Source organism: uncultured Tateyamaria sp. (assembly GCF_947497045.1).
In the GTDB taxonomy this organism is placed as follows: Bacteria; Pseudomonadota; Alphaproteobacteria; order Rhodobacterales; family Rhodobacteraceae; genus Tateyamaria.
Window position 1 is genome coordinate 14,426 of the sequence record NZ_CANMEU010000010.1, and the last position, 25,251, is coordinate 39,676.

A 25,251-nucleotide genomic window follows, 5' to 3' on the forward strand; every position below is an offset into this window, starting at 1 on the left:
CTGATTTGATTATGCCGGTATCGTGACCGCATCCTGAGGCAAGAGTCAAAGCCCCCGTTGCCCGGTTGACCCGACGATGCCCTGCCAGCGGACCCTTGACCAAAAGACAGGCGAACGGCATGACGGGGCCATGCTGATTTATAAAATATTCCGTGCGGACGAATGGGCCGTACTGCGTCAAAACACACATACGACCGGCGCACCGATTGATGTGACCGATGGCTATATCCACTTTTCAACAGCCGCGCAGGCGGGTGAAACCGCCGCCAAGTACTTTGTCGGCGTCGATGACCTGTTCCTGATCGCGGTTGAGGCGGACAGCCTTGGTGACGATCTGAAATGGGAGCCTTCGCGCGGTGGTGCGCTGTTCCCACATCTTTATCGCCGTCTGGAGCTGGGCGACGTACACTGGGCCCAACCCCTGCCCATCGTTGACGGTGTGCATCAGTTCCCCGCAGGCGCAGGATTTGACGCATGAGCAGCGATCATCACAACGACCCCACCCGCGCGCAGTTTGACGCGTTCAAGGATCTTGATCGGGATCAACCTATCGAGATGCTGAACCTTGTCGCCTTCAACGATCTGGCCAATTATCCCGGCGATCACGAACTGGCCCGCGACGGGCTGACGGGGGCCGAGGCCTACAAGCTTTATGGCAAACATTCTGGCCCTGTTCTGCTCGAGGTCGGTGGTCAGGTCATCTGGCGGGGCCAATTCCAGACCACGTTGATCGGCCCTGCAGATGAGGCTTGGGATACGGTGTTCATCGCGCGCTACCCCACAGCGCATGCGTTTCTGGCGATGGTGTCTGACCCCGACTACCAACGCGCAGTGGTGCACCGTCAGGCCGCTGTGCGGACATCCAGACTGATCCGATGCGCCCCGACAGGGTCCGGGGCCACGTTCGGATGAAGGCTGCGATTGAGCGGCTTGGCACCGCTGCCCTGCGCCGGATCGATCCGGAGACAGCCCATAGTTTTGCCTTGCGCGCGCTGCACACACCACTGGTTGCACGACCCGGGCCGATCACAAGCGCCCGGTTGCGCACGACGATTGCGGGTCTGACCCTGCCCAACCCCGTGGGGCTGGCAGCCGGGTTCGACAAGAATGCCATTGCCATCACCCCGCTGAGCCAAGCAGGCTTTGGCTGGATCGAAGTGGGTGCGGCCACTCCCCTGCCCCAGCCGGGCAACCCCAAACCGCGCCTGTTTCGACTGACCGCGGACGCCGCCGCCATCAACCGCTTCGGATTCAACAATGACGGGATGGAGGCGATTGGCACACGGCTTGCCAGGTGCCCCAAGAGCATTCCGGTGGGGCTGAACCTTGGGGCGAACAAGGACAGCGCCAATCGGGCCGAGGACTTTGCGCGGGTGCTGCAACACTGCGCATCCCATATCGACTTTGCGACCGTGAATGTCTCAAGCCCCAACACCGAAAAATTGCGCGACTTGCAGGGGCCTATGGCACTTGCCGCCCTGCTGGACGGGGTGATGCGGGTGCGCGGTACTTGCCCGGTTTTCCTCAAGATCGCGCCGGACCTCAGCAATCAGGATCTCGCAGACATCGCCAAGGTGGCGACGGATGGGCGCGTCGCCGCGATCATCTGTACGAATACGACGCTGGATCGCACAGGATTGCACAGTATGCACGCCTCCGAAAAGGGAGGCTTGTCCGGTGCACCCCTGTTTGAGAAATCCACACGCGTGCTGGCCAAACTGCACAAACTGACGGATATCCCCCTGATCGGCGTGGGCGGGATCTCATCAGCGGCCGATGCCTACGCCAAAATCCGGGCCGGGGCCTCAGCCTTGCAACTCTATACCGGTCTCGTCTATGGCGGGCTGAGCCTTGGGGCGAAGATTGCAGAAGGTCTTGATGAACTGTTGGCCCAGGACGGCTTCGCTTCCGTCACAGATGCCATTGGGCGAGACACCGACATCTGGCTTTGATCCCACTTCATCTTGCCAAAAAACTCCGGGGTCCGGGGCAGCGCCCCGGTTCTCACACAGCACCACGCTCAAGCGCCGGATAGCGCGCACCCAATGTCACCCCGCGCGCGATGAACGACACGAGCAGCGCTGCCCACAAACCGTGATTGCCCATGATCGGCAGCAAGGTGAAAATGGCCACCCAGTAGATCACGAATGACAGTGCCATCATATTGCGCATGTCGCGCCCCCGGCCCGCGCCGATGAATATCCCATCCAGCATCCAGGCCGCACAGCCCACAAGCGGGGCGATGACCATCCACCACAAGTACGCGCGCGCCTCGACCTGCACGGCGGTGTCCTTGGCCATGACGTCAATCAACCATGGGCCGACCAGCAAGAACGCAAATGCCGTCGTGGCACAAACGACCATGCCCCACATGCTTGTCATCACGGCGGATCGGCGCACACTGGCCGGATCACGCCGTCCATAGGCGCGGGCGATCAGCGTCTCGGCGGCAAAGGCGAACCCGTCCATGGCATAGGCCGTGATGTACATGAACTGGATCAGCACCTCATTTGCGGCCAGCGTGACATCGCCAAACCGCGCCCCGATGAACACGAAAGACGAAAAGATGATCATCAACATCGCCGAGCGCAGCAGGATATCCGTGTTCAACAGCGCCATACGCACCAGCTTTGAGCGTTCGAAAATGCGCGGCCAGTCCCGCCATGCGACATGCTGAAACGCCCCCCGACAGAACCACAGCCCCAAGGCTGCCCCGGTCAGTTCTGCAATCACCGTTGCAATGGCCACGCCATCCACGCCCCACCCAAAACCAAGCACAAAGACGAAATTCAGCGCGATGTTCAGCCCGTTCATCAGCAACTGGATCCAGAATACAGCCCCCGTCCGCTCCATCGCGACAAGCCAGCCGGTCAGCGCATAGATCGAAATCGCCGCCGGGGCCGTCCAGATGCGAATGGCAAGGTAACTGCGTGCAAGGCTCTCGACCTCTGCACTGGCGGGGGACAGCTGAAACGCGGCCCAGAAGATCAGACCTTGCAGCGCAATCAGCGCAACGCCCCCCGCCCCAGCCACCATCAGGGCGCGGGTCAGCCACGCGCTGACTTCGGCCTCATCCCCGGCCCCTGCGGCCTGCCCCACAAGGCTGACGGTGCCCATGCGCAGAAATCCGAATATCCAGAATACGGTCGTAAGGATAATCGCGCCCATCGCGACCGCACCGATCGGGGCCGCCTCGCCCATCTGGCCAACCACGCCCACATCTACCGCGCCCAAAATCGGCACGGTCGCATTGGACAACACGATGGGCAGCGCGATCTTCAACACCCGCCGATGGGTCAGCGGCGCAGGTGGTTCCAGCGTCGTCACCGACGCTGCGGCATCACGAAATGCCCCGTGGCCTGGGCAAACAGCTTGTCCCGATTGTCCTGCCATCCTTCCACATGCACCGAGGCATAGCGCCGCCCCGCCCGGTTGATCCGGGCGCGCGCATAAGCATCGCGCGGCAGACCCGAACGCAGGTAATCCACGGAAAAATCTACCGTCTTGGGCAGGCGCGGCAGCTTGATCTCACCCCCGATATCAAAATCGAGGCTCCCGCTTTCGATGTCTTCCCACAGATACGACCACGACAGGGTGATGATCGCCGTGACCTCAAGAAAGGCCGCCGTCACCCCGCCATGCAGGGCGGGCAGCAGCGGGTTGCCAATCAGTTTTTCGTCAAAGGGCAACACGCCCGTCAACTCATCCCCACGCCGATCAAAACCCAGCCCAAGGTATTTGATGTAAGGCACATGATCGACCAACGCATGCAGCGCCGCATCGCGGCGTTGTTTGACGACCTGGACGGGTTCGGGTTTCTTCATCGCTTGCCCTCCACCGTGAAGGCGCCTGTGGCGGTGGCAACCGGATTGTCCGTGTCCTCGTCCGAGGCTGTCGCGCGCACAAATGCCACAGAGCGGGTGACGTGATAACACTCGGCGCGGGTGGTGATCGCCTGACCGGGCGTGGCGGCGCGCATGTAGTCGATGCGCAAGTCCAACGTGGCCGTTCCGCCCATATTCGAGGGATGGCACATCACGGCCGCCCCGCAACACGTATCCATCAGCGCCGATACGGCCCCGCCGCTGATCACGCGCGTCTCGGGATCGCCGATCAGACGGTCATCAAAGGGCATCGTGATCACCGCCACACCGTCGTGCATTTCTGTCAGGGTCATGCCCAGATCGCGCGAATGAGGGATGGCCTCGATAAACTGGCGGGCCAATTTCAGCTTGTCTGGGTCGGACATACGCCCTGCCTTGTCTGTTTCCTGGGGTTCGTTATCACGTTATGGGCACGCGCCTGCTTGGGGGCAAGGCGGCTGTTGCTCTTGAGGCGTGTGCACCGTAGGCTTTTGACCAGGGTTGGAGAAAGTTTGGCTATGGCAGACGACCGCTTGAGCTTTAAGGAGATGTGCGCGCGCTTTGATGTGACGCCGCGCACGCTGCGCTATTACGAATATATAGAGTTGCTGCACCCCGACCGCGAAGGGCGATCCCGGTTTTACGGTGCACGTGAATGTGCACGGATGAAGCTGATCCTGCGGGGGCGCAAATTCGGCTTTCAACTCGAAGATATTCGCCAATGGCTGATGATCTACGAACGCGAAGGCACCGAGGCGCAGATGCGCGCGTGGATCAAGCTGGCCGATGGGCAGCTCAAGGAACTGGACGAGCAGCGCGCGCAGCTCGACGAAGCCCGCGACGAGTTGAAGAACTTGCGCGACAGCGTCGCAGACCAGATCACAAGCACCGACGCCTGAGCCCTTTTTGGTCAGTTTTGTCCCAGAACGGCCCGGTCCCGCGGGCGGGCAGCCTGCACCGAAGCGCCAAAAACGGGATCCACGATTGACCCCATAGCGCGACGACCTACACCTTCACATGAACCAGGTGAGCGTGAAGGGCGGCCATGCGATGACGACAGGTGCCAAAACGGTGCTGATCCTTGGCAGTGCGCCCAACGTGATTGAGGCCCGCACCCTGCCCAAAGCGCTGTTCTCTGCAATCGTGGTAATCAACAACGCATGGCGGGTGCGCACGGACTGGGATCATCACATCTCGCCTGATGATTTTCCCGAGGCGCGCAAGCCGCCACATCTGGCACCCGGCCAGTCGTCGATAGGGGCCGCCGACTATGTGCCCGCCAACAATCACTATGGCGGTGTCGTCTATGCGGGCGGCACGATGGCCTTTTCCGCGGGGTACTGGGCGCTCGCAGCACTCAACCCGACGGCGTTGGTATTTTATGGCTGCGATATGGTTTACCCCACCACAGGCCGCGCGCATTTTTATGGCACGGGCACAGCCGACCCGCTGCGCAACGACGTCACCTTGCGCAATCTGGAGGCCAAATCCGCACGGCTTATGGCCCACGCCGCCCAACAGGGATGCGCCTGCCTGCGTGCCCCGCGCGGTGACAGCCGCCTGTTGTTTCCCACGATCACCCTCAGCGGCGCGACGATGGGGATCATGGCGACACCGCATTTCGATCTGGACGCCTTCCACCGCGCCAAACAGCGCGAGGCAGAGTTGGGGTATTTCGTGGAATCCGGGCGCTATTGGACGCAGGCCGCCTCGATCTGCCCTGAAAAGGTTGATGCGCTGGATCAAATGTGGATGCAGACGACCGCTGCAACACCCGATGGCGATGCGATCACGCGGCGATAGTCCGGCGGCGCTGTCGCGTTGATCTTTGCGCTTTTAGGGGGCCGGTGTGCCCATTGCCTTGCTTGACGTGCTTCACAAACACGTCAACCTCGCAAATGACGTGACGTACAGTTTACGTCAACGTCATAGTCTGGTTGCAACGAATCCCAAGCTGCCCCATGTCGTGACCGTAACGGCGATAGCGAGAAATCCGATGACCGATAAAACAGCAACGATCCGCGAGATGTGTGATGCCTTCGACGTCACCCCTCGGACCCTGAGATTTTATGAAGCAAAGGAACTGCTTTTCCCGATCCGGGAAGGCCAGAAGCGGCTGTTTACCAAACGGGACCGTGCCCGGCTCAAGCTGATCCTGCGTGGCAAACGGTTTGGCTTCAGCCTCGAACAGATCCGCCAATTGCTGGATCTTTATGACATGGGCGACCAGCAACAGACCCAGCTGACCCGCACCTACGAAATTGCCCGTGACCGCCTGTCGGACATGGAAACACAGCGCAATGAACTGACCGAGGCCATCGATGACCTCAAGAACCAGCTCAAGTGGGGCGAAAAGATGCTCGCTTCGATGAGCACAACGAAAAACGCTGCCGAATAAACGGCAGCGCGATAGACTGCGCCACGGATATGTGGCGATGACGAGATACGCGGCCAGACATGTGCCGCAGCACTTAGGGAGACGACGACGATGCCCAGCTACACCCCCCCCACGAAAGACATGCAATTCATCCTGCATGACGTCCTGAACGTCACCGAGGCCGGGATTCCCGGTTATGACGAGCTTGAGGCCGATTTCACGTCGGCCATTCTGGAAGAAGCGGGCAAGCTGACCTCCGGAGTGCTCGCCCCCCTGAACGTCGTGGGGGACAAAGAAGGGTGCCGCCTGGAAAACGGTGTCGTCTACACGCCCGCCGGGTTCAAGGATGCCTTTGAGCAAGTCAAGGAAGGCGGCTGGCCCGGGCTGGACATGCCCGAGGAATTTGGCGGCCAGAACATGCCCTATGTGATGGGCACAGCCGTGGGCGAGATGTTCAGTTCCGCCAACATGGCCTTCACCATGTATCAGGGCCTGACCCATGGTGCGGCCTCGGCCATTCTGGCGCACGGCAGCCAAGAGCAGAAAGAAACCTACCTGCCCAAGATGGTGTCCTGCGAGTGGACCGGTACCATGAACCTGACCGAACCCCATTGCGGCACCGATCTGGGTCTCATGCGCACCAAGGCCGAACCACAAGAGGACGGGTCCTTCAATATCTCCGGTCAGAAGATCTTTATCTCGGCCGGTGAACACGACATGGCCGACAACATCATCCACCTCGTATTGGCCAAGATTACCGGTGGTCCCGAGGGGATCAAGGGTGTCTCGCTGTTCATTGTCCCCAAGTTCCTCGTGAACGAAGACGGCTCGCTTGGTGCCCGCAACGGCGTCGCCGTGGGCAACATCGAAGAGAAAATGGGCATTCACGGCAACTCCACCTGCGTGATGAACTACGACAACGCGGTTGGTTACCTGATCGGAGAAGAACACAAGGGCATGCGCGCCATGTTCACCATGATGAACGAAGCGCGCATCGGCGTCGGCATGCAGGGCCTGAGCCAAGCCGAGGTCGCCTATCAGAACGCGCTTGAGTACGCCAAGGACCGCCTTCAGGGCCGTGACGTGACGGGTGTAAAGAACCCCGACGGCCCCGCAGATCCGCTGATCGTGCACCCCGATATTCGCCGCTCGTTGATGGACCAGAAATCCTTTGCCGAAGGTGCGCGCGCCTTTGTCCTGTGGTCGGCGACGATGATTGATGCCGCCCACCGGGGCGAGGACAAGGATGCAGACGGGATCGTGTCGCTGCTGACGCCCATCATCAAAGGCTTCCTGACAGATGTCGGCTACGACATGACAATCAAAGCCCAGCAGGTCTATGGCGGGCACGGCTACATCGAGGAATGGGGCATGTCGCAATACACCCGCGATGCCCGGATCGCGATGATCTATGAAGGGGCGAACGGCGTTCAGGCACTCGACCTAGTCGGCCGCAAACTGGCGCAGGACGGCGGCAAGCACGTAATGGCGTTCTTTGAGCTGGTCAAATCCTTCATCAAGGAAAATGCAGGTCAGGACGAAGCCTTTGACAAGGAGTTCCTTGACCCGCTCAAGGCGGCATCCAAGGACCTTCAGGCGGCGGGCATGTATTTCATGCAGCAAGGTATGAGCAATCCCAACAACGCGCTGTCGGGGTCCTATGATTTCATGCACATGTTCGGCCATGTCTGCCTCGGCCTGATGTGGGCGCGTATGGGCAAGGCCGCCAAGGCTGCACTGGATGGTGGCACCTCGGACACCGAGTTCTACGAGACCAAGCTGGCCACCGGGCGCTATTACATGGCGCGCCAACTGCCTGCCACGGCCCTGCACCTGACCCGTATTGAAACAGGCGGCGACACCGTGATGGCGCTGGATGCGGCCAACTTCTAAACTCGGTAAGGCGGGGGGACACCCCCGCCTTCTTCTACCAAGGGACACCCAGCTAACAATGAAGTCTTTATTAAATTTTATCACTAGCATTACTGCTTTGGCCTTCATCCTCTTGCTAGTGCGAGCTGGGTATGGTGTCATCTATGTTGAGGGTACACTACCTGTGCCCGATATTGACCTAACCCTCGAAAGTCAGGTTTATCCCCATCTCATTTGGTCCGGCCTTGCGCTTATCATTAGTATAGCGACAGGCCAGATAGGGAAGCGAATTTAGATGCCCAAACGCTTTCGCCTGACCCGCCGTTTCCCGGTTGCCATGACCGAAGATGGCTACCGCCGCCTAAAGCGGTTCGCGACTGAGGCAGGCTTGGATGAGGGCGAGGCACTGTCGTTTCTGTTTGAGAATTTCGACAGCGTCACAAACGAGGAAAACCTGACTGCCCGGATGCGCCTGTTCAACGCCGAGTTGGAGGCGCGCAAACGTTGATCAGCACATCTTTCAGGGAGGAAAGATATGACGGATCTCGATCACAGCCCTCAGGGCTGGATGAGCGACGAACATCAGATGATTGCCGACATGACGGCGCAATTCATCACCAATGAGTGGGCACCGCACTTTGAACGCTGGCGCAAGCAGGGCGAGATGGACCGCGAGACCTGGCAGCAGGCCGGTGAGCTCGGACTGCTGTGCCCCTCGATCCCAGAGGAATACGGTGGCGCAGGCGGTGATTTTGGCCACGAGGCTGCCATTCTGATCGAAGGCGCGCGCGCCAATCTGGCCAGTTGGGGCCATGGGATACATTCGGGGATCGTAGCCCACTACATCCTGAATTACGGCACCGAGGATCAAAAGCAACGCTGGCTCCCCAAGATGGTGTCGGGCGAGATGGTCGGGGCGCTCGCGATGACCGAACCCTCGACCGGATCGGATGTCCAGGCGATCAAGACCCGCGCGATCAAGGACGGCAACGCCTATCGGCTGACCGGCTCCAAAACCTTCATCACCAACGGCCAGCATGCGAACCTGATCGTGGTGGCGGCCAAGACCAACCCGGATGAGGGATCCAAAGGCGTATCTCTGGTCGTTCTGGAAACAGACGGGGCTGTCGGGTTTGAGCGGGGCCGCAACCTCGACAAGATCGGGATGCACGCCTCGGACACGTCCGAATTGTTCTTCGACAACATCGAAATCCCGCCCGAGAATATCCTTGGCGGGACGGAGGGCCAGGGTTTCTATCAACTTATGCAGCAACTGCCGCAAGAGCGGTTGATCATCGCCTGTTCCGCAGTGGGTGCGATGGAAGGCGCGGTTGAGCGCACCATCGCATATTGCAAGGAGCGCGAAGCCTTTGGCGGCCCGATCATGCAATTCCAGAACACCCGGTTCAAGCTGGCCGAAGCCAAGACCAAGACGATGGTCAGCCGCGCCTTCTTTGACGAGTGCATGGCCGAACATCTGCGCGGGGAGCTGTCCGTCGACAAGGCTGCCATGTGCAAGTACTGGACCAGCGATACTCAGGCCTGGGTTTTGGACGAATGCCTGCAATTGCATGGCGGCTATGGTTTCACCCAGGATTACGACATCGGCGGGATGTGGGCCGATGCACGGGTGCAACGGATTTACGGCGGCACAAACGAGATTATGAAAGAGCTGATTGCGAGGGCGTTTTGAAACCCGCCGCGATCGCACCTGCGTCTGAGCGACCCTCCGGGGGGAGTTTGTCCAGCAAGATGAACAGGGGATCAGCATGCAAGATCCACCCCGCCATCCGGCTGCAATCGAGCGGGACGTTGGGGCTTCACCTTGCACATGGCTCAGCTCTCCAGCCTACCATGCCTACCCAGGATCGCGCATTAACCTTAACGCGGAGTGAACAGATCCAGCTTCATCTTGCCAGATAAACTCCACGGGGGTCCGGGGGTGTGAAACCCCCGGTTCCGCCCTCTCTCAATTTCAGGAATTCAAGAAAAGGCACAATACCATGACCCTCAAACTTCACTGCTTTGGCGAAAGCGGCAACTCTTACAAAGCGGCGCTGGCGCTGGAACTCTCGGGTCTCGAATGGGAGGCCGTCCATATCGATTTCTTCGGTGGTGCCGCGCGCAGCGATGAATACCGCGCGCTCAACACCATGGGCGAAGCGCCGCTTTTGATCGACGGTGACAGGCGGTTCAGCCAGTCGGGCGTGATCCAGCAATATATCAGTGACAAATCCGGCAAACATGGTGGCACCGGCGATGACAGGTACGAAGTGTTGCGGTGGGTGCTGTGGGACAATCACAAGCTGTCCTCGATGGCCGGGGTGACCCGGTTCCTGATGAATTTCCTGCCCGAAGACAAACGCCCCCAACCGGTGATCGATTTTAATCTGGGTCGGCTCAAAGGGGCCTATGCCGTCCTGAACACCCATCTTGAGGCGCGCGACTGGATCGTGGGTGACGGCCTCACCAATGCCGATCTCAGCTGCTGTGGATATCTTTATTATCCCGAACCGTTCGGGTTTGACCGCGCGGATTGGCCCAACATTGATCGCTGGCTCACAAACATCTCGACCTTGCCGGGGTGGAAGGCCCCTTACGACCTCATGCCCGGCTCACCCGCAGATCGCGCCTGAGTTTACGTGATTGGTCGCGACGTCACTCTTGAATAGACCGACCGGTCCACCCCAACTGGGGCAGAGACAAAGACACTGACCGCCTCTGGCAAAAGGACAACCAACATGACCGAAGCCTACATCTATGACGCGCTGCGCACCCCCCGTGGCAAGGGCCGCAAAGACGGCGCACTGCACGAGGTCACCGCACTTCGTCTGTCCGCCCAAACCCTCAACGCGATCAAGGAACGCAACAACCTTGATGGTCACGCGGTTGAGGATGTGATCTGGGGCAACGTCACCCAAGTCATGGAACAGGGCGGCTGTCTGGCCCGCTCCGCCGTGCTGGCCTCGGACCTTGATCAGCGCATTCCGGGTCTTGCCATCAACCGTTTCTGTGCGTCCGGCATGGAGGCGGTGAACCTTGCCGCCAACCAGGTGCGCGGCGGTGCAGGCGAGGCCTATATCGCAGGCGGTGTCGAAATGATGGGCCGCGTGGCCATGGGCAGCGACGGAGCCGCCATAGCGGCTGACCCCAGCATCGCGATGGACAGCTATTTCGTGCCCCAGGGCATCAGCGCCGACATCATTGCCACCGAATATGGGTTCACGCGCGACGATGCGGATCAGCTCGCCGTCGCCTCTCAACAGCGCGCCAAGGCTGCTTGGGACGACAACCGCTTTGCCAAATCCGTGATCGAGATCAAGGACATAAACGGTCTGACCATTCTGGACCATGACGAATACATGCGCCCCCAGACAGACATGCAAAGCCTTGGCGGTCTGAACCCCGCGTTCCAGGCCATGGGCGAGGTCATGCCCGGCTTCGACAAGGTCGCGCTGATGAAATACCCCCACCTTGAGCGGATCAATCACATCCACCATGCGGGCAACTCGTCCGGTATCGTGGACGGGTCCGCTGCGGTGCTCATCGGCAACAAGGAATTTGGCGAGAAATGGGGCCTCAAGCCCCGCGCCCGTATCCGCGCCACGGCCAAGATCGGGACCGACCCGACCATCATGCTGACGGGTCCTGTGCCCGTCACCGAAAAGATTCTCAAGGATCACGGCATGGACATCAAGGACATCGACCTGTTCGAGGTGAACGAGGCCTTTGCCTCGGTGGTGTTGCGCTTCATGCAGGCCTTTGATGTGGACCACGACAAGGTCAATGTGAATGGCGGGTCTATTGCCATGGGCCACCCCTTGGGGGCCACAGGTGCCATGATTATCGGCACGCTGCTGGACGAGATGGAGCGTGCGGACAAAGAGGTTGGCCTTGCCACCTTGTGCATCGCTTCGGGCATGGGTGCCGCCACGATTATCGAGCGGGTCTGAGACCGCGCGCGGCGCGCACGGGTCACTGCGCACGCCGCCCCCTGCATCGATAGCTAGAATATAAAATATCACTCTCAAGAAGGGAGATCACTGATGACCGATTTCACCATGCAAAAGGACGCCGACGGCATCGCCACGATCACGTGGGATGTAGCCGACAAGTCCATGAACGTCATGTCCTTCGAAGGGCTTGAAACGCTGAACGACCTGGTGGACGACGCCCTTGGCGATGATGCCGTCAAAGGCATCGTGATCACGTCCGGCAAGGATACATTCGCGGGCGGCATGGACCTCAACCTGCTGGCCAAGATGAAAGAGGATGCAGGCGACGAGCCTGCCAAGGGCCTGTTCGAGGGCACGATGAAAATGCACGGCCTGTTGCGCAAGATCGAGCGCGCAGGGATGGATCCCAAGACCAACAAGGGCGGCAAACCTGTCGCCGCTGCCTTGCCCGGCACGGCGGCTGGTATCGGGTTGGAATTGCCGCTAGCCACGCACCGCATCTTTATGGCCAACAACCCCAAGGCCAAGGTCGGCCTGCCCGAAATCATGGTCGGCATCTTCCCCGGTGCGGGCGGCACGACCCGCCTTGTGCGTAAACTGGGTGCCATGGGTGCCTCGCCTTTGCTGCTCGAAGGCAAGATGCTGAGCCCGGACAAAGCCAAGGGCGTACTCGTGGACGAAGTTGTCGATGATCCGGTCGCGGCGGCCCGCGAATGGGTGCTGAATGCAGGCGACGCAGACATCCTGAAACCATGGGATGCCAAGGGCTACAAAATGCCCGGTGGCGCGCCCTATCACCCTGCGGGTTTTATGACCTTTGTGGGTGCCGCGGCCATGGTCAACGGCAAGACCCAAGGCGTCTATCCCGCCGCCAAGGCGTTGCTGAGTGCCGTCTATGAGGGCGCGCTTGTACCCTTTGACACTGCCCTCAAGATCGAGGCGCGCTGGTTCACCAACATCCTGATGAACCCCTCGTCGGGGGCCATGATTCGCTCGCTGTTCCTGAACAAGGAAGCGTTGGAAAAGGGTGCTGTGCGCCCCGAAGGTGTCCCAGATCAGCGCGTCAAGAAGTTGGGCGTCTTGGGCGCGGGCCTGATGGGCGCGGGCATTGCGCTCGTGTCAGCCCAAGCCGGGATCGAGGTCGTGCTGATCGACCGTGACCAAGAGGCCGCAGACAAGGGCAAAGCCTATACCGCCAAATATGTCGAAGGTGGGATCAAGCGCGGCAAGACCACGCAGGAAAAAGGCGACGCTCTGCTGGCCCAAATCACCGCCACACCTGATCTGGATGCGCTCAAGGGCTGCGATCTGATCATCGAGGCCGTGTTCGAAGACCCCAAGGTCAAGGCCGAGATCACCGCCAAGGTCGAAGCGATCATTCCCGATGACTGCATCTTTGCCTCCAACACCTCGACCCTGCCGATTTCGGAACTGGCCAAGGCGTCGAAAAATCAGGAGCAATTCATCGGCATCCACTTCTTCTCGCCCGTTGAAAAAATGCTGCTGGTCGAGATCATCAAGGGTGCCAACACCGGTGACCGGGCCGTGGCCAAAGCGCTCGACTATGTGCGCCAGATCCGCAAAACGCCGATCGTGGTCAACGACGCGCGCTTCTTCTATGCCAACCGCTGCATCATTCCTTACGTGAACGAGGGCGCGCGCATGGTCACCGAAGGTGTCGAGCCCGCACTGATCGAAAACGCGGCCAAACTGGTGGGAATGCCCCTTGGCCCGCTGCAACTGACCGACGAGACGGCCATTGATCTGGGTGCCAAGATTGCCCGTGCGACGATGGCGGCCATGGGTGATGCCTATCCCAAGTCGGGGGCCGACGATCTGATCTTCTGGCTCGAGGAAGAGGGCCGTCTGGGTCGCAAGGCCAATGCGGGCTTTTACGCGTATGACGACAAGGGCAAGCGCATCGGTATCTGGGACGGACTGAACGAAAAGTACCCGTTGGCGGATGATCAGCCCGAAGTCACCGAGGTACAGCACCGTTTGCTGTTCTCTCAGGTTCTCGAAGCAGTGCGTGCGCTGGAAGAAGGCGTGTTGATGGACATCCGCGAAGGTGATGTAGGCGCGATCCTGGGCTGGGGCTTTGCGCCGTGGTCGGGGGGTCCGCTGTCATGGCTGGACATCATCGGCACACCTTATGCGGCCGAACGCTGCGACCAGCTTGAGGCCAAGTATGGAGAGCGGTTCAAGTGCCCTGCCCTGCTGCGCGAAATGGCCGAGAAGAACCAAAGCTTCTATGGTCGGTTCGGACCCAAAGACGCCGCTGCCGCCGCTTAAATCAACGAAGGGCCTCGCAGATGCGGGGCCCTTTTTTCCATCACCCGCCCTTGCGGGACACGATTCAAGGTCACCCACTCTTGCGGGTGAACACCATCTTCTGTTCCGCCAGATCCTCGGGCGTTCCTTCCCACGCATAAAGCAACAGCGCCGGGTGAAAGTCGGCTACCGTGATCCGGTGCACCGTGTCGGGCGGATTGAAGATCAGCGAGCCGGGGCCATAGACCCCCTGATCATTCTCTGACACCGCCCCCGACAGGCAAATATAGCTTTCGGAAATCCCCCTGTTGGCATGTGCGGGGTACGTGCAGCCGGGCGCAAACAACACCAGCCCCAGGATCACCTCATTGGTGATGACCGGCCCGTTGGGTCCCACAAGCTCGGCATAGGCGAACTTGCGTTCCAACCCGCGCGGCACCTTTTCATAGCCATATTGCCAGGTGAACGTGTGCTGGATCGCCTCAAGGGACCGAATGAAAGGGCCGTGGCGTTCAACGCGACCATTGGCCAAGGCGCGGTTCAAATGCCCGGTGACGGGCTTGCCCTCGGGCGGGGCAAAGCGCATTTCGGCGTCGGCCTTGATCACCCGGTTGATACGCTCGCGCACGGATCGCTGATGGGTGCGGATCTTGCCACTGCCGCCCGCCGACATGCGCAGATAGAAATCATACGCATCGCGCAGCACGTAGATCCAGTCAGGAAAGTCGGATAGTTTGGGGGGCAGGGACATGGGCAGGCACACTCGCCGGGATGCAGGGATCAGCAGGGCGGATCAATGGCGTGATTCCAGCAGTCGCGCAATGGGCGATGACGGGCAAAGGTCCAACATCGCGGTGATGTCGGACCAAAGCGAAAAAGGGTAAGGCGCGGCCCTCCAGATGCGCGCGCCCTCCCAATCAGGCGGAGGTGTAAAGGGTGCTGGTTCCCATCTTGTCTTCAACCATCATGCACTCAACCAGAAATGCGGCGTCGCGGGCGGGCACAACCTCGTAGCCGCCATTCATCGCACCCATCTGACACAGCCGGATATGCGCGGGCGGGCAATGCAGCAGCGCGCCACCTTCGGCATAGATTACCTGTTCCTGTGCAAAGACCAAGGTGATGATTTCGACCTGAGTGCGTGGCGCGATGCGGGTAATACCACGGAACCCGTCCAGGGTCTTGGCAGCGACCACAGCAAAGGGATCGCCCATGGCGTCACAGGCGGCATCGGTTTCGATCAGCACCCCCTGATCGGGCAGCAGTTCCATGTCCTGACCGTTGCCAAGCGCTCCGGCTGGCACATGGACCGAGGCGTAGGCGGCAGGCACCATCGCATCTGCGGCCCAGAAAGTATCGCGGCGGACCTCGACCAGGGGCTGCGCGCCCGCATCAAAGGTCAGGACCAGATCGCCGGGGGCCAGTGCCTCGACACCGCGCCAGCCCATTGACGTCGCCACCCGTGTGCCCGCCAGCAAACCGCGTGTCGTCATCACGCCGCCATCCCATGCAGCCGACGTTTCCGCCATCCGCTGCAGCGTGCCTTTGTCCTTGCCTTTCCATCCAAACATCTCATCCATCCCCATGGTGCGACGCCTCTCATGCGCCGGTTGCTTTGATGTCTCTATCTGGGGTGATTCTCAGGGCGCAGATCGGTCCTGATCTGGGCACAAATGGGGCATTGTTCTGGGCTTGAACAACAATGATCGCATTAGCTCATATTTGAGGTAAATTTGGCGACAATGAACCGCGAATTGCGCGTATGGCGTGTACTTCACTCGAAGGTGTAGCCGAATCTCTCGATATCTTCTGCGCAGAATTGGGCGACTGCAGCCCGCGCCTGATCTGTGTAATAGGTCCGATAATCCGCATCACGCACGGACGCGTTGGCGCGCCCGATCTCCAGTTGAAAGCCAAGGTGATCCCACAACGGGATCGCATCGGCCTGCAAAGCCTCCAGCCGGATGTACAGATCACACCGTTCGGCCCCGCTTGCGTCTGTCATATAGTGCCGCGCAGGGCTGGCCTGCATGGATGCGCGCACCTGAGCGGCGCAGGCAAACTCTGCGAATGGCAGCTGAGCCGCCAAGGCCACGGCCGGGTGATCAAAACTCTGTCCTTGCAGCCAGTGATAGTAACTCACCATCCGATCCCACGGGTTGCGCACCATGGTAAAGGCGAACAGCCCCTCCAACGTCGGCACCAGCCCATCAATGTCCGCGAGGGTTGAGTGTTTCCACAGCCGCCCCCGCGTCTGCACATCCACCACCCGTTTGCGCCGTTTCAACGCCTTGGGCGTGTCCCCGAGCATGATGTCATCCTTCATCGCGCGCCCCTCAAGGGCCAGCGCCATGGCGGTGCCGCCCGTCTTGGGCGCGTGAACAAAGATATAGGATCGGCCGGTGCTCAGGATCATGCCTGCCACACTACCCGACCGCGATCAGAGGTCCATCCACCCCTTCCCATTTCGCACCACCCTCGCCATAACTTTGCACCAGCACGACGCAGCAGGGAGGCCACGTCATGGGGTGGATGTCAGACGAAACCGGGCTGGACAAGACAGCCGCCAACTATGTGGCGCTGACGCCACTGTCGCATCTGGCACGGGCTGCACAGGTCTTTGCCCGCCACACCGCGGTGATCTATGGCGACCACTGCGTCACATACGCCGAATACCACGATCGCTGCACGCGGCTGGCATCAGTGCTTGCGGGCATGGGCGTCAAACCCGGCGATGTGGTCGCGACCCTGATCCCGAACCTGCCCGCCCAGGCCGAGGCGCATTTCGGCGTGCCTGCCTGCGGCGCGGTGTTGAACACGATCAACACGCGTCTGGATGTAGATACGGTGGCCTACATCTTTGATCACGGAGAGGCGAAGGTGGTGCTGGTCGACCCCCAGTTTCTCGACCTCGCCGAGGCGGCGATTGAGAAGATGGGCGGCCCCCACCCCCACATCATCGAGGTGGCCGACACCGCCCATGGCTGGCCCGCCACAGGGCGACACCCCGAATATGAGGCGGTCCTGTCCGCCGCCGACCCCGATTTCAACTGGCACATGCCGAGCGATGAATGGGAGAGCCTCGCGCTCAACTACACCTCCGGCACGACGGGGCGGCCCAAGGGCGTCGTCTATCATCACCGCGGTGCGTACCTGATGACGATGGGCACGGTGATCTCGTGGCGCATGCAGTTGCACCCCGTCTTTATGGCGATTGTCCCGCTGTTTCACTGCAACGGGTGGAACCACACGTGGATGATGCCGCTGCTCGGCGGCACACTGGTGTGCTGCCGGGATATTGCGGCCAAACCGATCTATGATGCCATCGCGGATCATGGCGTCACACATTTTGGCGGGGCCCCGATTGTACTGAACATGCTGGTCAACGCAGATGAGGGCGAGCGCCGCCCCTTTGACCACGTGATCGAAGTCTTTACGGCTGGCGCGCCCCCTGCCCCGGCGACGCTGGCCAAGGTCGAGGCGCTCGGCTTCAACGTCACACAAGTCTACGGGCTGACCGAAACCTACGGGCATGTGACGGAATGCGTTTGGCGGGGCGAGGATTGGGACGGGCTGGGTCAAGAGGACAAGGCCGCGATCAAGGCTCGCCAGGGTGTTGCCTTTCCGATGATGGAACACATCACGGTGATGGATGCGGACATGGCCCAGGTGCCCATGGACGCCACCACCCAAGGCGAGATTATGATCCGGGGCAATGCGGTGATGAAAGGGTATTTCAAGAACCCCGAAGCAACCTCAGAGGCATTCGCGGGCGGGTATTTCCATTCCGGTGATATCGCGATCCAGCACGACGACGGCTATATCCAGATCGCGGACAGGGCCAAGGACATTATCATCTCAGGCGGCGAAAACATCTCGTCCGTCGAGGTCGAGGGGGTCTTGATGGGTCACCCGGACGTGAACCTTGCCGCCGTGGTGGCCAAACCGGACGACAAATGGGGCGAGGTGCCCTGCGCTTTTGTGGAACTCAAACCCGGCGCATCACCGACCGAGGCGGATCTGATCGCCTTTTCCCGCGAAACGCTGGCAGGGTTCAAAGCCCCCAAGCAGATCGTCTTTCAGGAACTGCCCAAGACCTCGACGGGCAAGATCCAGAAATTCGAGCTGCGCAAGCAGGCTGCAACCTTATGAGCGAGCAAGACCAAACCAAACAGGGCCGGGGCAGGAACAAGGCCCAAGGGCAAGCCTGCCCGCAGCTATGCGCCCGCATGACACTGGCACTGTTGCTGGCACTGATCATCCTCCCGCCGAGGCTTGCTCTCAGCGACGGACTGGCGGTTACCGACCTTGTGACTCGCTATTCCATGATCCGGATTTGTGCAATCTATGATCACGTCAGCGCAGACCCTAGCAGCGCTGACATGCTGGATGCGCTCGATGCGAAAATCCGGGCGGAGCAGGCACAGCTGGACCTGGCAGTTTTCAGCAAAGCGCTGGAAGAGAGCATGGCCATCACCTCCGCCAGAACCGAGCAGGGGCGCATCGCACCAGCCTACACCGCCACGCACTGCCCGCGTATCCTCGTGCAGGAGGCGGCGGCCTTTCGCAACACCCCTTAACCTCTGAGGCAGACCTGAACTGGTCCAATCTGTGACGCGTATCTGGCAAAACACCCCCATCTGGGTGCGTCGCTGTTTGGTGTGCTCTTTCGCAGGTTGATCGGGGTCTGCATGGCCGCTTCCAGGCACCACGAGTGATCATCTTGCGCGCTGACCTGCATACCCCAAGGGCCGCCTCGAACCATCACAACTTAACCCTTCGTCCACACTCAGGGGTGCACCGCCCATTGCGCGTACGACCCGTGCCAGACGGGTCAACCCTTGGCATACCCAATACTCTGCAACGCCACTTTGATCTCGTCCAAGATCGCCGGATCATCAATCGTCGCGGGCATCTTGAACGCCTGATTGTCCGCGATCTTCACCACAGTGCCCCGCAGGATTTTGCCCGACCGGGTCTTGGGCAAACGATCCACCACCAGCGCCTGTTTGAACGCAGCAACAGGGCCGATCTGATCGCGCACCCGCTGCACACATTCAGCCACGATCTCGCCGTGCGGACGGTTCACACCCGTGGTCAGACACAGCAAGCCCAGAGGGGCCTGCCCCTTGAGCGCATCGGTGACGCCAACCACCGCACATTCGGCCACATCCGGGTGCCCGGCCAGGACCTCTTCCATGGCACCCGTGCTCAGCCGATGGCCCGCCACGTTGATCACGTCATCGGTGCGCGCCATGATATAAAGGTAGCCGTCCTCGTCCATCATCCCCGCATCGCCCGTTTCATAATATCCGGGGAAGGCGTTGAGATAGGAGGATTTGAACCGCGCCTCGGCATTCCACAGGGTCGGCAGCGTGCCGGGCGGCAGGGGCAGCTTGATTGCGATCGCCCCTAACTCTCCGGGCGCAACAGGGTGGCCTGCATCATCAAGGATCTGCACGTCATAGCCGGGCATCGCGACGGTGGGCGAACCGACCTTGACCGGCAGCGCTTCAAGCCCCGCAGGATTGCCTGCGATGGTGTAGCCGGTTTCGGTCTGCCACCAGTGGTCATAAACGGGTACGCCCAGCATATCCTGTGCCCACTCGATGGTGTCGGGGTCCGCCCGCTCGCCCGCGAGATACAGGGCACGTAAGCCCGACAGGTCGTATTTGGCGCGCTCCACCCCTTTGGGATCCTCACGTTTGACGGCGCGGATGGCCGTCGGGGCGGTGAAAAAGGATTTGACGTTATGTTCCGCAATCACCCGCCAGAACGTGCCCGCGTCAGGCGTGCCTATGGGTTTGCCTTCGAACACGACGGTCGTGTTCCCGTGGATCAGCGGCGCGTAGCAGATATAGGAATGGCCCACGACCCAACCCACATCCGAGGCGGCCCAGAACACCTCGCCCGGATCCACCTGATAGATGTTCTTCATCGTCCAGTTCAGCGCAACCAGATGCCCCGCAGTGGGGCGGACAACGCCCTTGGGGGCACCCGTCGTGCCAGAGGTGTAAAGGATATAGGCCGGGTGATCGCCCCGCACGGGCACACATTCGGCTGGGGTCACGCCCGCTTGGGCTGCATACCAGTCCACATCGCGCGGACCAAGATCGCAGGGGGCCTGGTCGCGTTGCAAAATGACGCAGACCTCGGGTGTGTGATCGGCCATGTCGATAGCCCCGTCGAGCAGCGGCTTGTAGGCCACAACGCGCCCCGGTTCGACCCCGCATGAGGCCGCGATGATCGCCTTGGGGGTGCAGTCATCAATGCGCACCGCAAGTTCATTCGCGGCAAAACCGCCAAACACCACCGAATGGATCGCACCTAGACGGGCGCAAGCCAACATTGCCACAAGCGCCTCTGGCACCATGGGCATATAGATAATCACCCGGTCGCCAAGGCCGACATCGCGCGCCGCAAGGGCACCTGCTAGCGTGGCCACCTGCGTCTGGAGTTCGGCATAGGTGATCCTGGCCGAGGTCCCGGTGATGGGGCTGTCATGGACAATGGCGACACGCGCGCCGTGGCCAGCCTCGACGTGGCGATCCACCGCATTCCAGCAGGTGTTGACCTGCGCGTCGGCAAACCACTCATAGATATGGTCGCCGCGCTCAAACAGCGCCTGGGTCGGGGGCACGATCCAGTCGATGGCCTCGGCGGCCCGCATCCACCACCTTTCAGGGTTCGCTTTCCAACTGTCATATTCTGCGCGATATCCCACGACGCTCTCCTCCGTCCCAAACCGTGCGACAAGGGGTACGCCGCCGCGACGTCTCCGGGCAAGAGGGCGCGAGGACTGTCACCCTGCTCAGGTACAGAAATTTGCAAATATCAGCAGGGCTCGCCTGCAAAAATTTGCAAATCGATGCGCATTACGCACAAATCTGGAAATCAGGACAAAGTTTGCAAAGTCACCCTCGCGCGGTTTGCAAAGCCTCAGTCGCGATTCCGATTGTAGGTATCAAGCAGTGCGGTCCGGCAATCGCGGCGATCCCCGGCACGGCAACTGACACGTTCGGCACCGACATAGATGGTCGTGCGGCTGTAGGTGCTGCCATCGCTGCGCTGGAAGGTCCGGGTGACCGTGTCATAGGTGCGACCACGATCTGTAATCGTACCACTTGTCTGGTTCACGGTGTCCGCACATCCCGTCAGAACAAATGCGGCACATAGGCTGATGAAAACTCTCATGGGCGGTCCTCAAAAATTGCTTGTGAGACAGATAGTGTGCAGAAGGCGAATTGCACGGTCTGTCCCTCTTCTCCGTCCCAAAATCGCGGGGACGGTGGCGCGCGACGGGGGGTCGTCCCCGCCTCTGCCCGTCGCAGGCGATATACTAGCCGTAATGCGCCACCGGCGTGCCCGCGACCGCGGACATATTCAGCAACCCCCGCGCCGTGATGGACGGAGACACGATATGCGCGCGGTTGCCCATTCCCATCAGGATCGGACCCACTTCAAGGCCGCCCCCTTTCATCTTGAGGATGTTGCGCACGCCCGACGCGGCATCGGCATGGGCAAAGACGAGCACGTTGGCCGCACCCTGCATCCGGTTGCCGGGGAACAGCCGTGCGCGCAACTCGGGATCGAGGGCGGTGTCGATGTTCATTTCGCCCTCATAGCAGAAATCATGCCCCTGCGCGTCCAGAAGGCGGATCGCCTCGCGCAGCCGCCACCCTGATCCGTCTCCCTGATTGCCGAATTGGGATTGCGAGCAGAACGCGATCTGTGGCTCGACCCCGAACCGGCGCACATGGCGTGCGGCCCCCACGGCGATCTCGGCGATCTCTTCGGGGGTCGGGTGCAGATGCACCTGGGTGTCGGTGACAAAAAGCGGGCCATCCTCGAGGATCATCATCGACAACGCCCCGACCGGGTGATGCCCATCGCGCCCCAGCACTTGCTGGATGTAATTGAGGTGCCAGCGGAATTCGCCAAAGGTGCCACAGATCAGGCTGTCCGCCTCGTCGCGGTGCACCATGACCGCGCCAATCGCCGTCGCGTTGGTGCGCATGATGGCGCGCGCCAGATCGGGGGTCACACCCTGACGGCACATCAATTCGTGATAGGTTTCCCAATAATCGCGGTAGCGGGGATCGTTTTCGGGATTCACCAGATCAACCGTGTCACCCAGCTTGATGGTCAGTCCCGCCCGCGCGATGCGGGCCTCGATCACCTCGGGGCGTCCGATCAGGATAGGCCGTTCGGTGGTTTCTTCGACCATGGCCTGGGCGGCGCGCAACACCCGCTCATCCTCGCCTTCGGCAAAGACGATCCGGCGCGCTGTGGCACGGGCGGCCTCGAAAACCGGGCGCATCAGCAGGGCAGATTTGAAAACCGAGCCGTCCAGCCGGGTTTTGTAGGCTTCGATGTCTTCGATGGGCCGCGTCGCCACGCCGGTGTCCATGGCCGCCTGCGCGACAGCCGAGCTGACGATGCTGACAAGGCGCGGGTCAAAGGGTTTGGGGATCAGATAATCCGGGCCAAAGGTCAGTTGCTCACCCTGATAGGCGGCCGCGGCTTCGGCGCTCGTGGTGGCGCGGGCCAGAGCGGCAATGCCGTCGATGCAGGCCAATTGCATCTCGTCATTGATGGTTGTTGCCCCCACATCAAGCGCGCCGCGAAAGATGAACGGGAAACACAGCACATTGTTGACCTGATTGGGGAAATCGCTGCGGCCCGTCGCGATGATCGCATCCGGGGCGACCTCTCGTGCCAGATCAGGCAGGATTTCGGGCGTGGGATTGGCCAGCGCAAAGATGATGGGCTGTTTGCTCATCCTGGCCACGTTGTCCTGGGACAACACGCCCGGACCCGACAGGCCCAGAAAGAGGTCAGCCCCATCGATCACGTCGTCCAATGTGCGTTTGTCGGTGGCTTGGGCAAAGGCGGCCTTGGCCGGATTCATGTCGACTTCGCGCCCCTCGTGGACCAGCCCATGGATGTCGCACAGCCAGATATTTTCGCGCTTCACCCCCATCTTGACCAGCATGTTCAGGCAGGCAATGCCCGCAGCACCGCCGCCCGTGGACACGATCTTGATATCCTCGAACGCTTTGCCCGCGACATGCAGCGCGTTTTTCACCGCCGCCCCGACGACAATGGCCGTCCCGTGCTGATCGTCGTGAAAGACGGGGATGTTCATCCGCTCGCGGCAGAGTTTTTCGACCACGAAACAGTCGGGGGCCTTGATGTCTTCGAGGTTGATCGCCCCGAAGGTCGGTTCAAGCGCGCAGACGATGTCAGCCAGCTTTTCGGGGTCGGTTTCGTTCACCTCGATGTCAAAGCAGTCGATCGACGCGAATTTCTTGAACAGGACGGCCTTGCCCTCCATCACCGGTTTTGAGGCCAGCGCGCCGATATTGCCCAGCCCCAGAACGGCGGACCCGTTCGAGACCACCGCCACCAGATTGCCCCGCGCGGTAAAGCGTGCGGCGTTGGCAGGGTCCTCTTTGATTTCAAGACAGGCTTCGGCGACGCCCGGTGAATAGGCCCGCGCAAGGTCACGCCCGTTGGCCATCGGTTTGGTTGCGCGTATTTCCAATTTACCCGGTTTTGGGAACTCGTGATAATCCAGCGCCGCCTGGCGCAGATTTGGTTGGTCAGACATGTGGCCCCCTTCTTGGGTATTTGGTTTAGCGTTAAACTGTTTTGGGCAGGTCGCCAATTGACCTTTGGTCAATCGCCGCAAATCGTGATCCAAAGGAGCGCTGGCGCGCACGCGATGTTTCGGGGGGCTTTGCCCCCATTGCATTCGCAATTCCCCCAGAGTTTATTTGGCAAGATGAAGGGGATATTCCGATGAGCGAGACGCGGGCCGAAATACGGTTGCCCAGCAAGGTGTTGCGCGATGACATTGCGTTTTTTACGTCTGTTTTGGGGATGCGGATGGACATGATCTATCCAGCCGACGACCCGCAGGTGGCCGTGTTTTCCGGCCATGGCTTGCGTTTGCGTCTTGAGACAGGGGCGCGCGAGCCTGCGGGGACGGTGCGTATTCTGACCGATGCGCCCGATGCGTTTGCGGATGGTGCGTGCGTGCTGCACGCCCCCAATGGCACAAGGATCGAAATTGACCTGCTGACCCCGCCCCTTGTGATGCCCGACACTGCTCACAGCTTTGTGGTGCGCCGTCTTGCCGATCAGGCCCCTTGGGTGATTGGCCGTGCGGGCATGCACTATCGTGATCTGATCCCGGATCGCCTTGGTGGATCCATCATTGCCAGCCACATTCGCATTCCCGATGGCGGCCCTGTACCGGACACGGTGCATTATCACACCGTCGGTTTTCAGCTGATCTTTTGCTATCGGGGTTGGGTTGATCTGGTCTATGAGGATCAAGGGGAGCCGTTTCGTCTTGAAGCGGGCTGTTGCGTGATCCAGCCCCCCGAGATCCGCCACCGTGTCCTTTTTGCCAGTGACAATATCGAGGTGATCGAGATTGGTGTGCCTGCCGAACACATCACCACGATTGATCACGACATGGTTCTGCCCAATGGCCCTGCAAAGCCGGATCGTCGGTTTCAGGGGCAGCGCTTTGTGCATCATAAAGTGGATCAGGCCAAATGGGCTCCGTTCCGGATTGCGGGGTTTGAGGCGCGTGACACGGGCATCAGTGCCGGTACGAACGGTGTTGCCGGCGTGCAGGTGGCCCGTCGGGCATCCGGCCCGGCCGGTTGGTCCACCCATGACAGTGACATTCTGTTCACCTTTGTAATGGAAGGTGCCCTGACCCTTGAGGGGGCGGGTCATGCGCCTGTCCTCCTGGCCCCCGGGGATGCCTTTGTTGTTCCACCGGGGATGGCGGTGCGCTATGCAGAGCCTTCGGATGATCTGGAACTGTTGGAGGTTTCGCTGCCCGGTGTGTTTGCCACGCATGCGGTTGCGGAATGAGGCTGGGATATGAGTG

The 25,251-nt window shown here is 60.7% G+C and carries 24 protein-coding genes; 15 read left to right on the forward strand and 9 right to left on the reverse strand.

Features of this window, described 5'->3' with window-relative positions; translation table 11 throughout:
• Nucleotides 1-130 precede the first annotated feature (130 nt).
• The 3 genes from Q0859_RS17040 to Q0859_RS17050 are packed head-to-tail and all read left to right on the forward strand — an operon-like array spanning nucleotide 131 to nucleotide 1,952.
• The gene (locus Q0859_RS17040) at nucleotides 131-478 is read left to right on the forward strand and encodes a DUF952 domain-containing protein (RefSeq protein WP_299153438.1); all 348 of its coding nucleotides are present in this window, start codon (nucleotides 131-133) and stop codon (nucleotides 476-478) included.
• Entirely contained in the window at nucleotides 475-912 is a 438-nt protein-coding gene (locus tag Q0859_RS17045) for a DUF1330 domain-containing protein (protein WP_299153441.1), read from the forward strand. The genes Q0859_RS17040 and Q0859_RS17045 overlap by 4 nt, the downstream gene beginning before the upstream one ends.
• Nucleotides 909-1,952: a quinone-dependent dihydroorotate dehydrogenase gene (locus Q0859_RS17050; RefSeq protein ID WP_299153444.1), complete on the forward strand. Its 1,044-nt coding sequence runs from the start codon at nucleotides 909-911 to the stop codon at nucleotides 1,950-1,952. Before Q0859_RS17045 ends, Q0859_RS17050 begins: the two co-directional genes overlap by 4 nt.
• 52 nt (nucleotides 1,953-2,004) lie before the next feature.
• Here the strand turns inward: Q0859_RS17050 and Q0859_RS17055 are convergent, their stop codons facing one another.
• Genes Q0859_RS17055 through Q0859_RS17065 form a run of 3 tightly spaced genes read right to left on the reverse strand, consistent with a single transcriptional unit; the run spans nucleotide 2,005 to nucleotide 4,249 of the window.
• The gene (locus tag Q0859_RS17055) at nucleotides 2,005-3,318 is read right to left on the reverse strand and encodes an MATE family efflux transporter (RefSeq protein ID WP_299153695.1); all 1,314 of its coding nucleotides are present in this window, start codon (nucleotides 3,316-3,318) and stop codon (nucleotides 2,005-2,007) included.
• 5 nt (nucleotides 3,319-3,323) lie between these two features.
• Nucleotides 3,324-3,824 carry a PaaI family thioesterase gene (locus Q0859_RS17060; RefSeq protein ID WP_299153447.1) on the reverse strand — a complete coding sequence of 167 codons (501 nt, stop codon included), beginning with the start codon at nucleotides 3,822-3,824 and terminating at the stop codon, nucleotides 3,324-3,326.
• Nucleotides 3,821-4,249 (reverse strand): PaaI family thioesterase, encoded by a 429-nt coding sequence (locus tag Q0859_RS17065; RefSeq protein WP_299153449.1) that lies wholly within the window; start codon nucleotides 4,247-4,249, stop codon nucleotides 3,821-3,823. Before Q0859_RS17065 ends, Q0859_RS17060 begins: the two co-directional genes overlap by 4 nt.
• A 132-nt stretch (nucleotides 4,250-4,381) precedes the next feature.
• Here Q0859_RS17065 and Q0859_RS17070 point away from each other — a divergent pair, with 132 nt between their 5' ends.
• The 9 genes from Q0859_RS17070 to Q0859_RS17110 all read left to right on the forward strand — a co-directional run bounded on the left by Q0859_RS17070 (nucleotide 4,382) and on the right by Q0859_RS17110 (nucleotide 14,360).
• On the forward strand, nucleotides 4,382-4,762 hold the full coding sequence (locus tag Q0859_RS17070; protein ID WP_299153452.1) for a MerR family DNA-binding transcriptional regulator: 381 nt from the start codon (nucleotides 4,382-4,384) through the stop codon (nucleotides 4,760-4,762).
• Nucleotides 4,763-4,880: 118 nt separating this feature from the next.
• Nucleotides 4,881-5,666 carry a hypothetical protein gene (locus Q0859_RS17075; RefSeq protein ID WP_299153454.1) on the forward strand — a complete coding sequence of 262 codons (786 nt, stop codon included), beginning with the start codon at nucleotides 4,881-4,883 and terminating at the stop codon, nucleotides 5,664-5,666.
• A gap of 193 nt (nucleotides 5,667-5,859) precedes the next feature.
• Nucleotides 5,860-6,261 (forward strand): MerR family DNA-binding transcriptional regulator, encoded by a 402-nt coding sequence (locus Q0859_RS17080; protein ID WP_299153697.1) that lies wholly within the window; start codon nucleotides 5,860-5,862, stop codon nucleotides 6,259-6,261.
• A gap of 90 nt (nucleotides 6,262-6,351) precedes the next feature.
• Nucleotides 6,352-8,133 (forward strand): acyl-CoA dehydrogenase C-terminal domain-containing protein, encoded by a 1,782-nt coding sequence (locus tag Q0859_RS17085; protein WP_299153457.1) that lies wholly within the window; start codon nucleotides 6,352-6,354, stop codon nucleotides 8,131-8,133.
• Between the two features lie 274 nt (nucleotides 8,134-8,407).
• Nucleotides 8,408-8,620: a hypothetical protein gene (locus Q0859_RS17090; RefSeq protein ID WP_299153460.1), complete on the forward strand. Its 213-nt coding sequence runs from the start codon at nucleotides 8,408-8,410 to the stop codon at nucleotides 8,618-8,620.
• A gap of 27 nt (nucleotides 8,621-8,647) precedes the next feature.
• Nucleotides 8,648-9,805 (forward strand): acyl-CoA dehydrogenase family protein, encoded by a 1,158-nt coding sequence (locus Q0859_RS17095; protein WP_299153462.1) that lies wholly within the window; start codon nucleotides 8,648-8,650, stop codon nucleotides 9,803-9,805.
• 310 nt (nucleotides 9,806-10,115) lie between these two features.
• Nucleotides 10,116-10,748, forward strand: a complete 633-nt coding sequence (locus Q0859_RS17100) for a glutathione S-transferase family protein (RefSeq protein ID WP_299153464.1) — start codon at nucleotides 10,116-10,118, stop codon at nucleotides 10,746-10,748.
• A 105-nt stretch (nucleotides 10,749-10,853) separates the two neighbouring features.
• Nucleotides 10,854-12,065 (forward strand): acetyl-CoA C-acetyltransferase, encoded by a 1,212-nt coding sequence (locus Q0859_RS17105; protein ID WP_299153465.1) that lies wholly within the window; start codon nucleotides 10,854-10,856, stop codon nucleotides 12,063-12,065.
• A gap of 93 nt (nucleotides 12,066-12,158) precedes the next feature.
• Nucleotides 12,159-14,360, forward strand: coding sequence for a 3-hydroxyacyl-CoA dehydrogenase NAD-binding domain-containing protein (locus Q0859_RS17110; protein ID WP_299153467.1), 2,202 nt, complete (start codon nucleotides 12,159-12,161; stop codon nucleotides 14,358-14,360).
• A 70-nt stretch (nucleotides 14,361-14,430) separates the two neighbouring features.
• Here Q0859_RS17110 and Q0859_RS17115 read toward each other — a convergent pair whose 3' ends face one another.
• The 3 genes from Q0859_RS17115 to Q0859_RS17125 all read right to left on the reverse strand — a co-directional run bounded on the left by Q0859_RS17115 (nucleotide 14,431) and on the right by Q0859_RS17125 (nucleotide 16,755).
• Nucleotides 14,431-15,090, reverse strand: coding sequence for a dimethylsulfonioproprionate lyase family protein (locus Q0859_RS17115; protein ID WP_299153469.1), 660 nt, complete (start codon nucleotides 15,088-15,090; stop codon nucleotides 14,431-14,433).
• Nucleotides 15,091-15,256: 166 nt separating this feature from the next.
• Complete coding sequence (locus Q0859_RS17120) at nucleotides 15,257-15,919, reverse strand: Hint domain-containing protein (RefSeq protein ID WP_299153472.1); 663 nt, start codon at nucleotides 15,917-15,919, stop codon at nucleotides 15,257-15,259.
• A 194-nt stretch (nucleotides 15,920-16,113) separates the two neighbouring features.
• Nucleotides 16,114-16,755: a Type II secretory pathway, pullulanase PulA gene (locus Q0859_RS17125; RefSeq protein WP_299153474.1), complete on the reverse strand. Its 642-nt coding sequence runs from the start codon at nucleotides 16,753-16,755 to the stop codon at nucleotides 16,114-16,116.
• A gap of 107 nt (nucleotides 16,756-16,862) precedes the next feature.
• Between Q0859_RS17125 and Q0859_RS17130 the strand changes: the two genes are divergently transcribed.
• Together Q0859_RS17130 and Q0859_RS17135 are read left to right on the forward strand one after the other, a co-directional pair.
• Nucleotides 16,863-18,491, forward strand: coding sequence for an AMP-binding protein (locus Q0859_RS17130; RefSeq protein ID WP_299153476.1), 1,629 nt, complete (start codon nucleotides 16,863-16,865; stop codon nucleotides 18,489-18,491).
• Nucleotides 18,488-18,919, forward strand: coding sequence for a hypothetical protein (locus Q0859_RS17135; RefSeq protein ID WP_299153479.1), 432 nt, complete (start codon nucleotides 18,488-18,490; stop codon nucleotides 18,917-18,919). The genes Q0859_RS17130 and Q0859_RS17135 overlap by 4 nt, the downstream gene beginning before the upstream one ends.
• Before the next feature lie 254 nt (nucleotides 18,920-19,173).
• Here the strand turns inward: Q0859_RS17135 and Q0859_RS17140 are convergent, their stop codons facing one another.
• The 3 genes from Q0859_RS17140 to Q0859_RS17150 all read right to left on the reverse strand — a co-directional run bounded on the left by Q0859_RS17140 (nucleotide 19,174) and on the right by Q0859_RS17150 (nucleotide 23,952).
• Nucleotides 19,174-21,063, reverse strand: a complete 1,890-nt coding sequence (locus Q0859_RS17140; RefSeq protein WP_299153481.1) for an AMP-binding protein — start codon at nucleotides 21,061-21,063, stop codon at nucleotides 19,174-19,176.
• A 215-nt stretch (nucleotides 21,064-21,278) separates the two neighbouring features.
• Complete coding sequence (locus Q0859_RS17145) at nucleotides 21,279-21,533, reverse strand: hypothetical protein (RefSeq protein ID WP_299153486.1); 255 nt, start codon at nucleotides 21,531-21,533, stop codon at nucleotides 21,279-21,281.
• Nucleotides 21,534-21,678: 145 nt separating this feature from the next.
• A complete protein-coding gene (locus Q0859_RS17150; protein ID WP_299153488.1) occupies nucleotides 21,679-23,952 on the reverse strand; it encodes an NADP-dependent malic enzyme in 2,274 nt (757 codons plus the stop codon).
• Nucleotides 23,953-24,143: 191 nt separating this feature from the next.
• Here Q0859_RS17150 and Q0859_RS17155 point away from each other — a divergent pair, with 191 nt between their 5' ends.
• A complete protein-coding gene (locus tag Q0859_RS17155; protein ID WP_299153490.1) occupies nucleotides 24,144-25,235 on the forward strand; it encodes a cupin domain-containing protein in 1,092 nt (363 codons plus the stop codon).
• The last annotated feature ends 16 nt before the right edge of the window (nucleotides 25,236-25,251 follow it).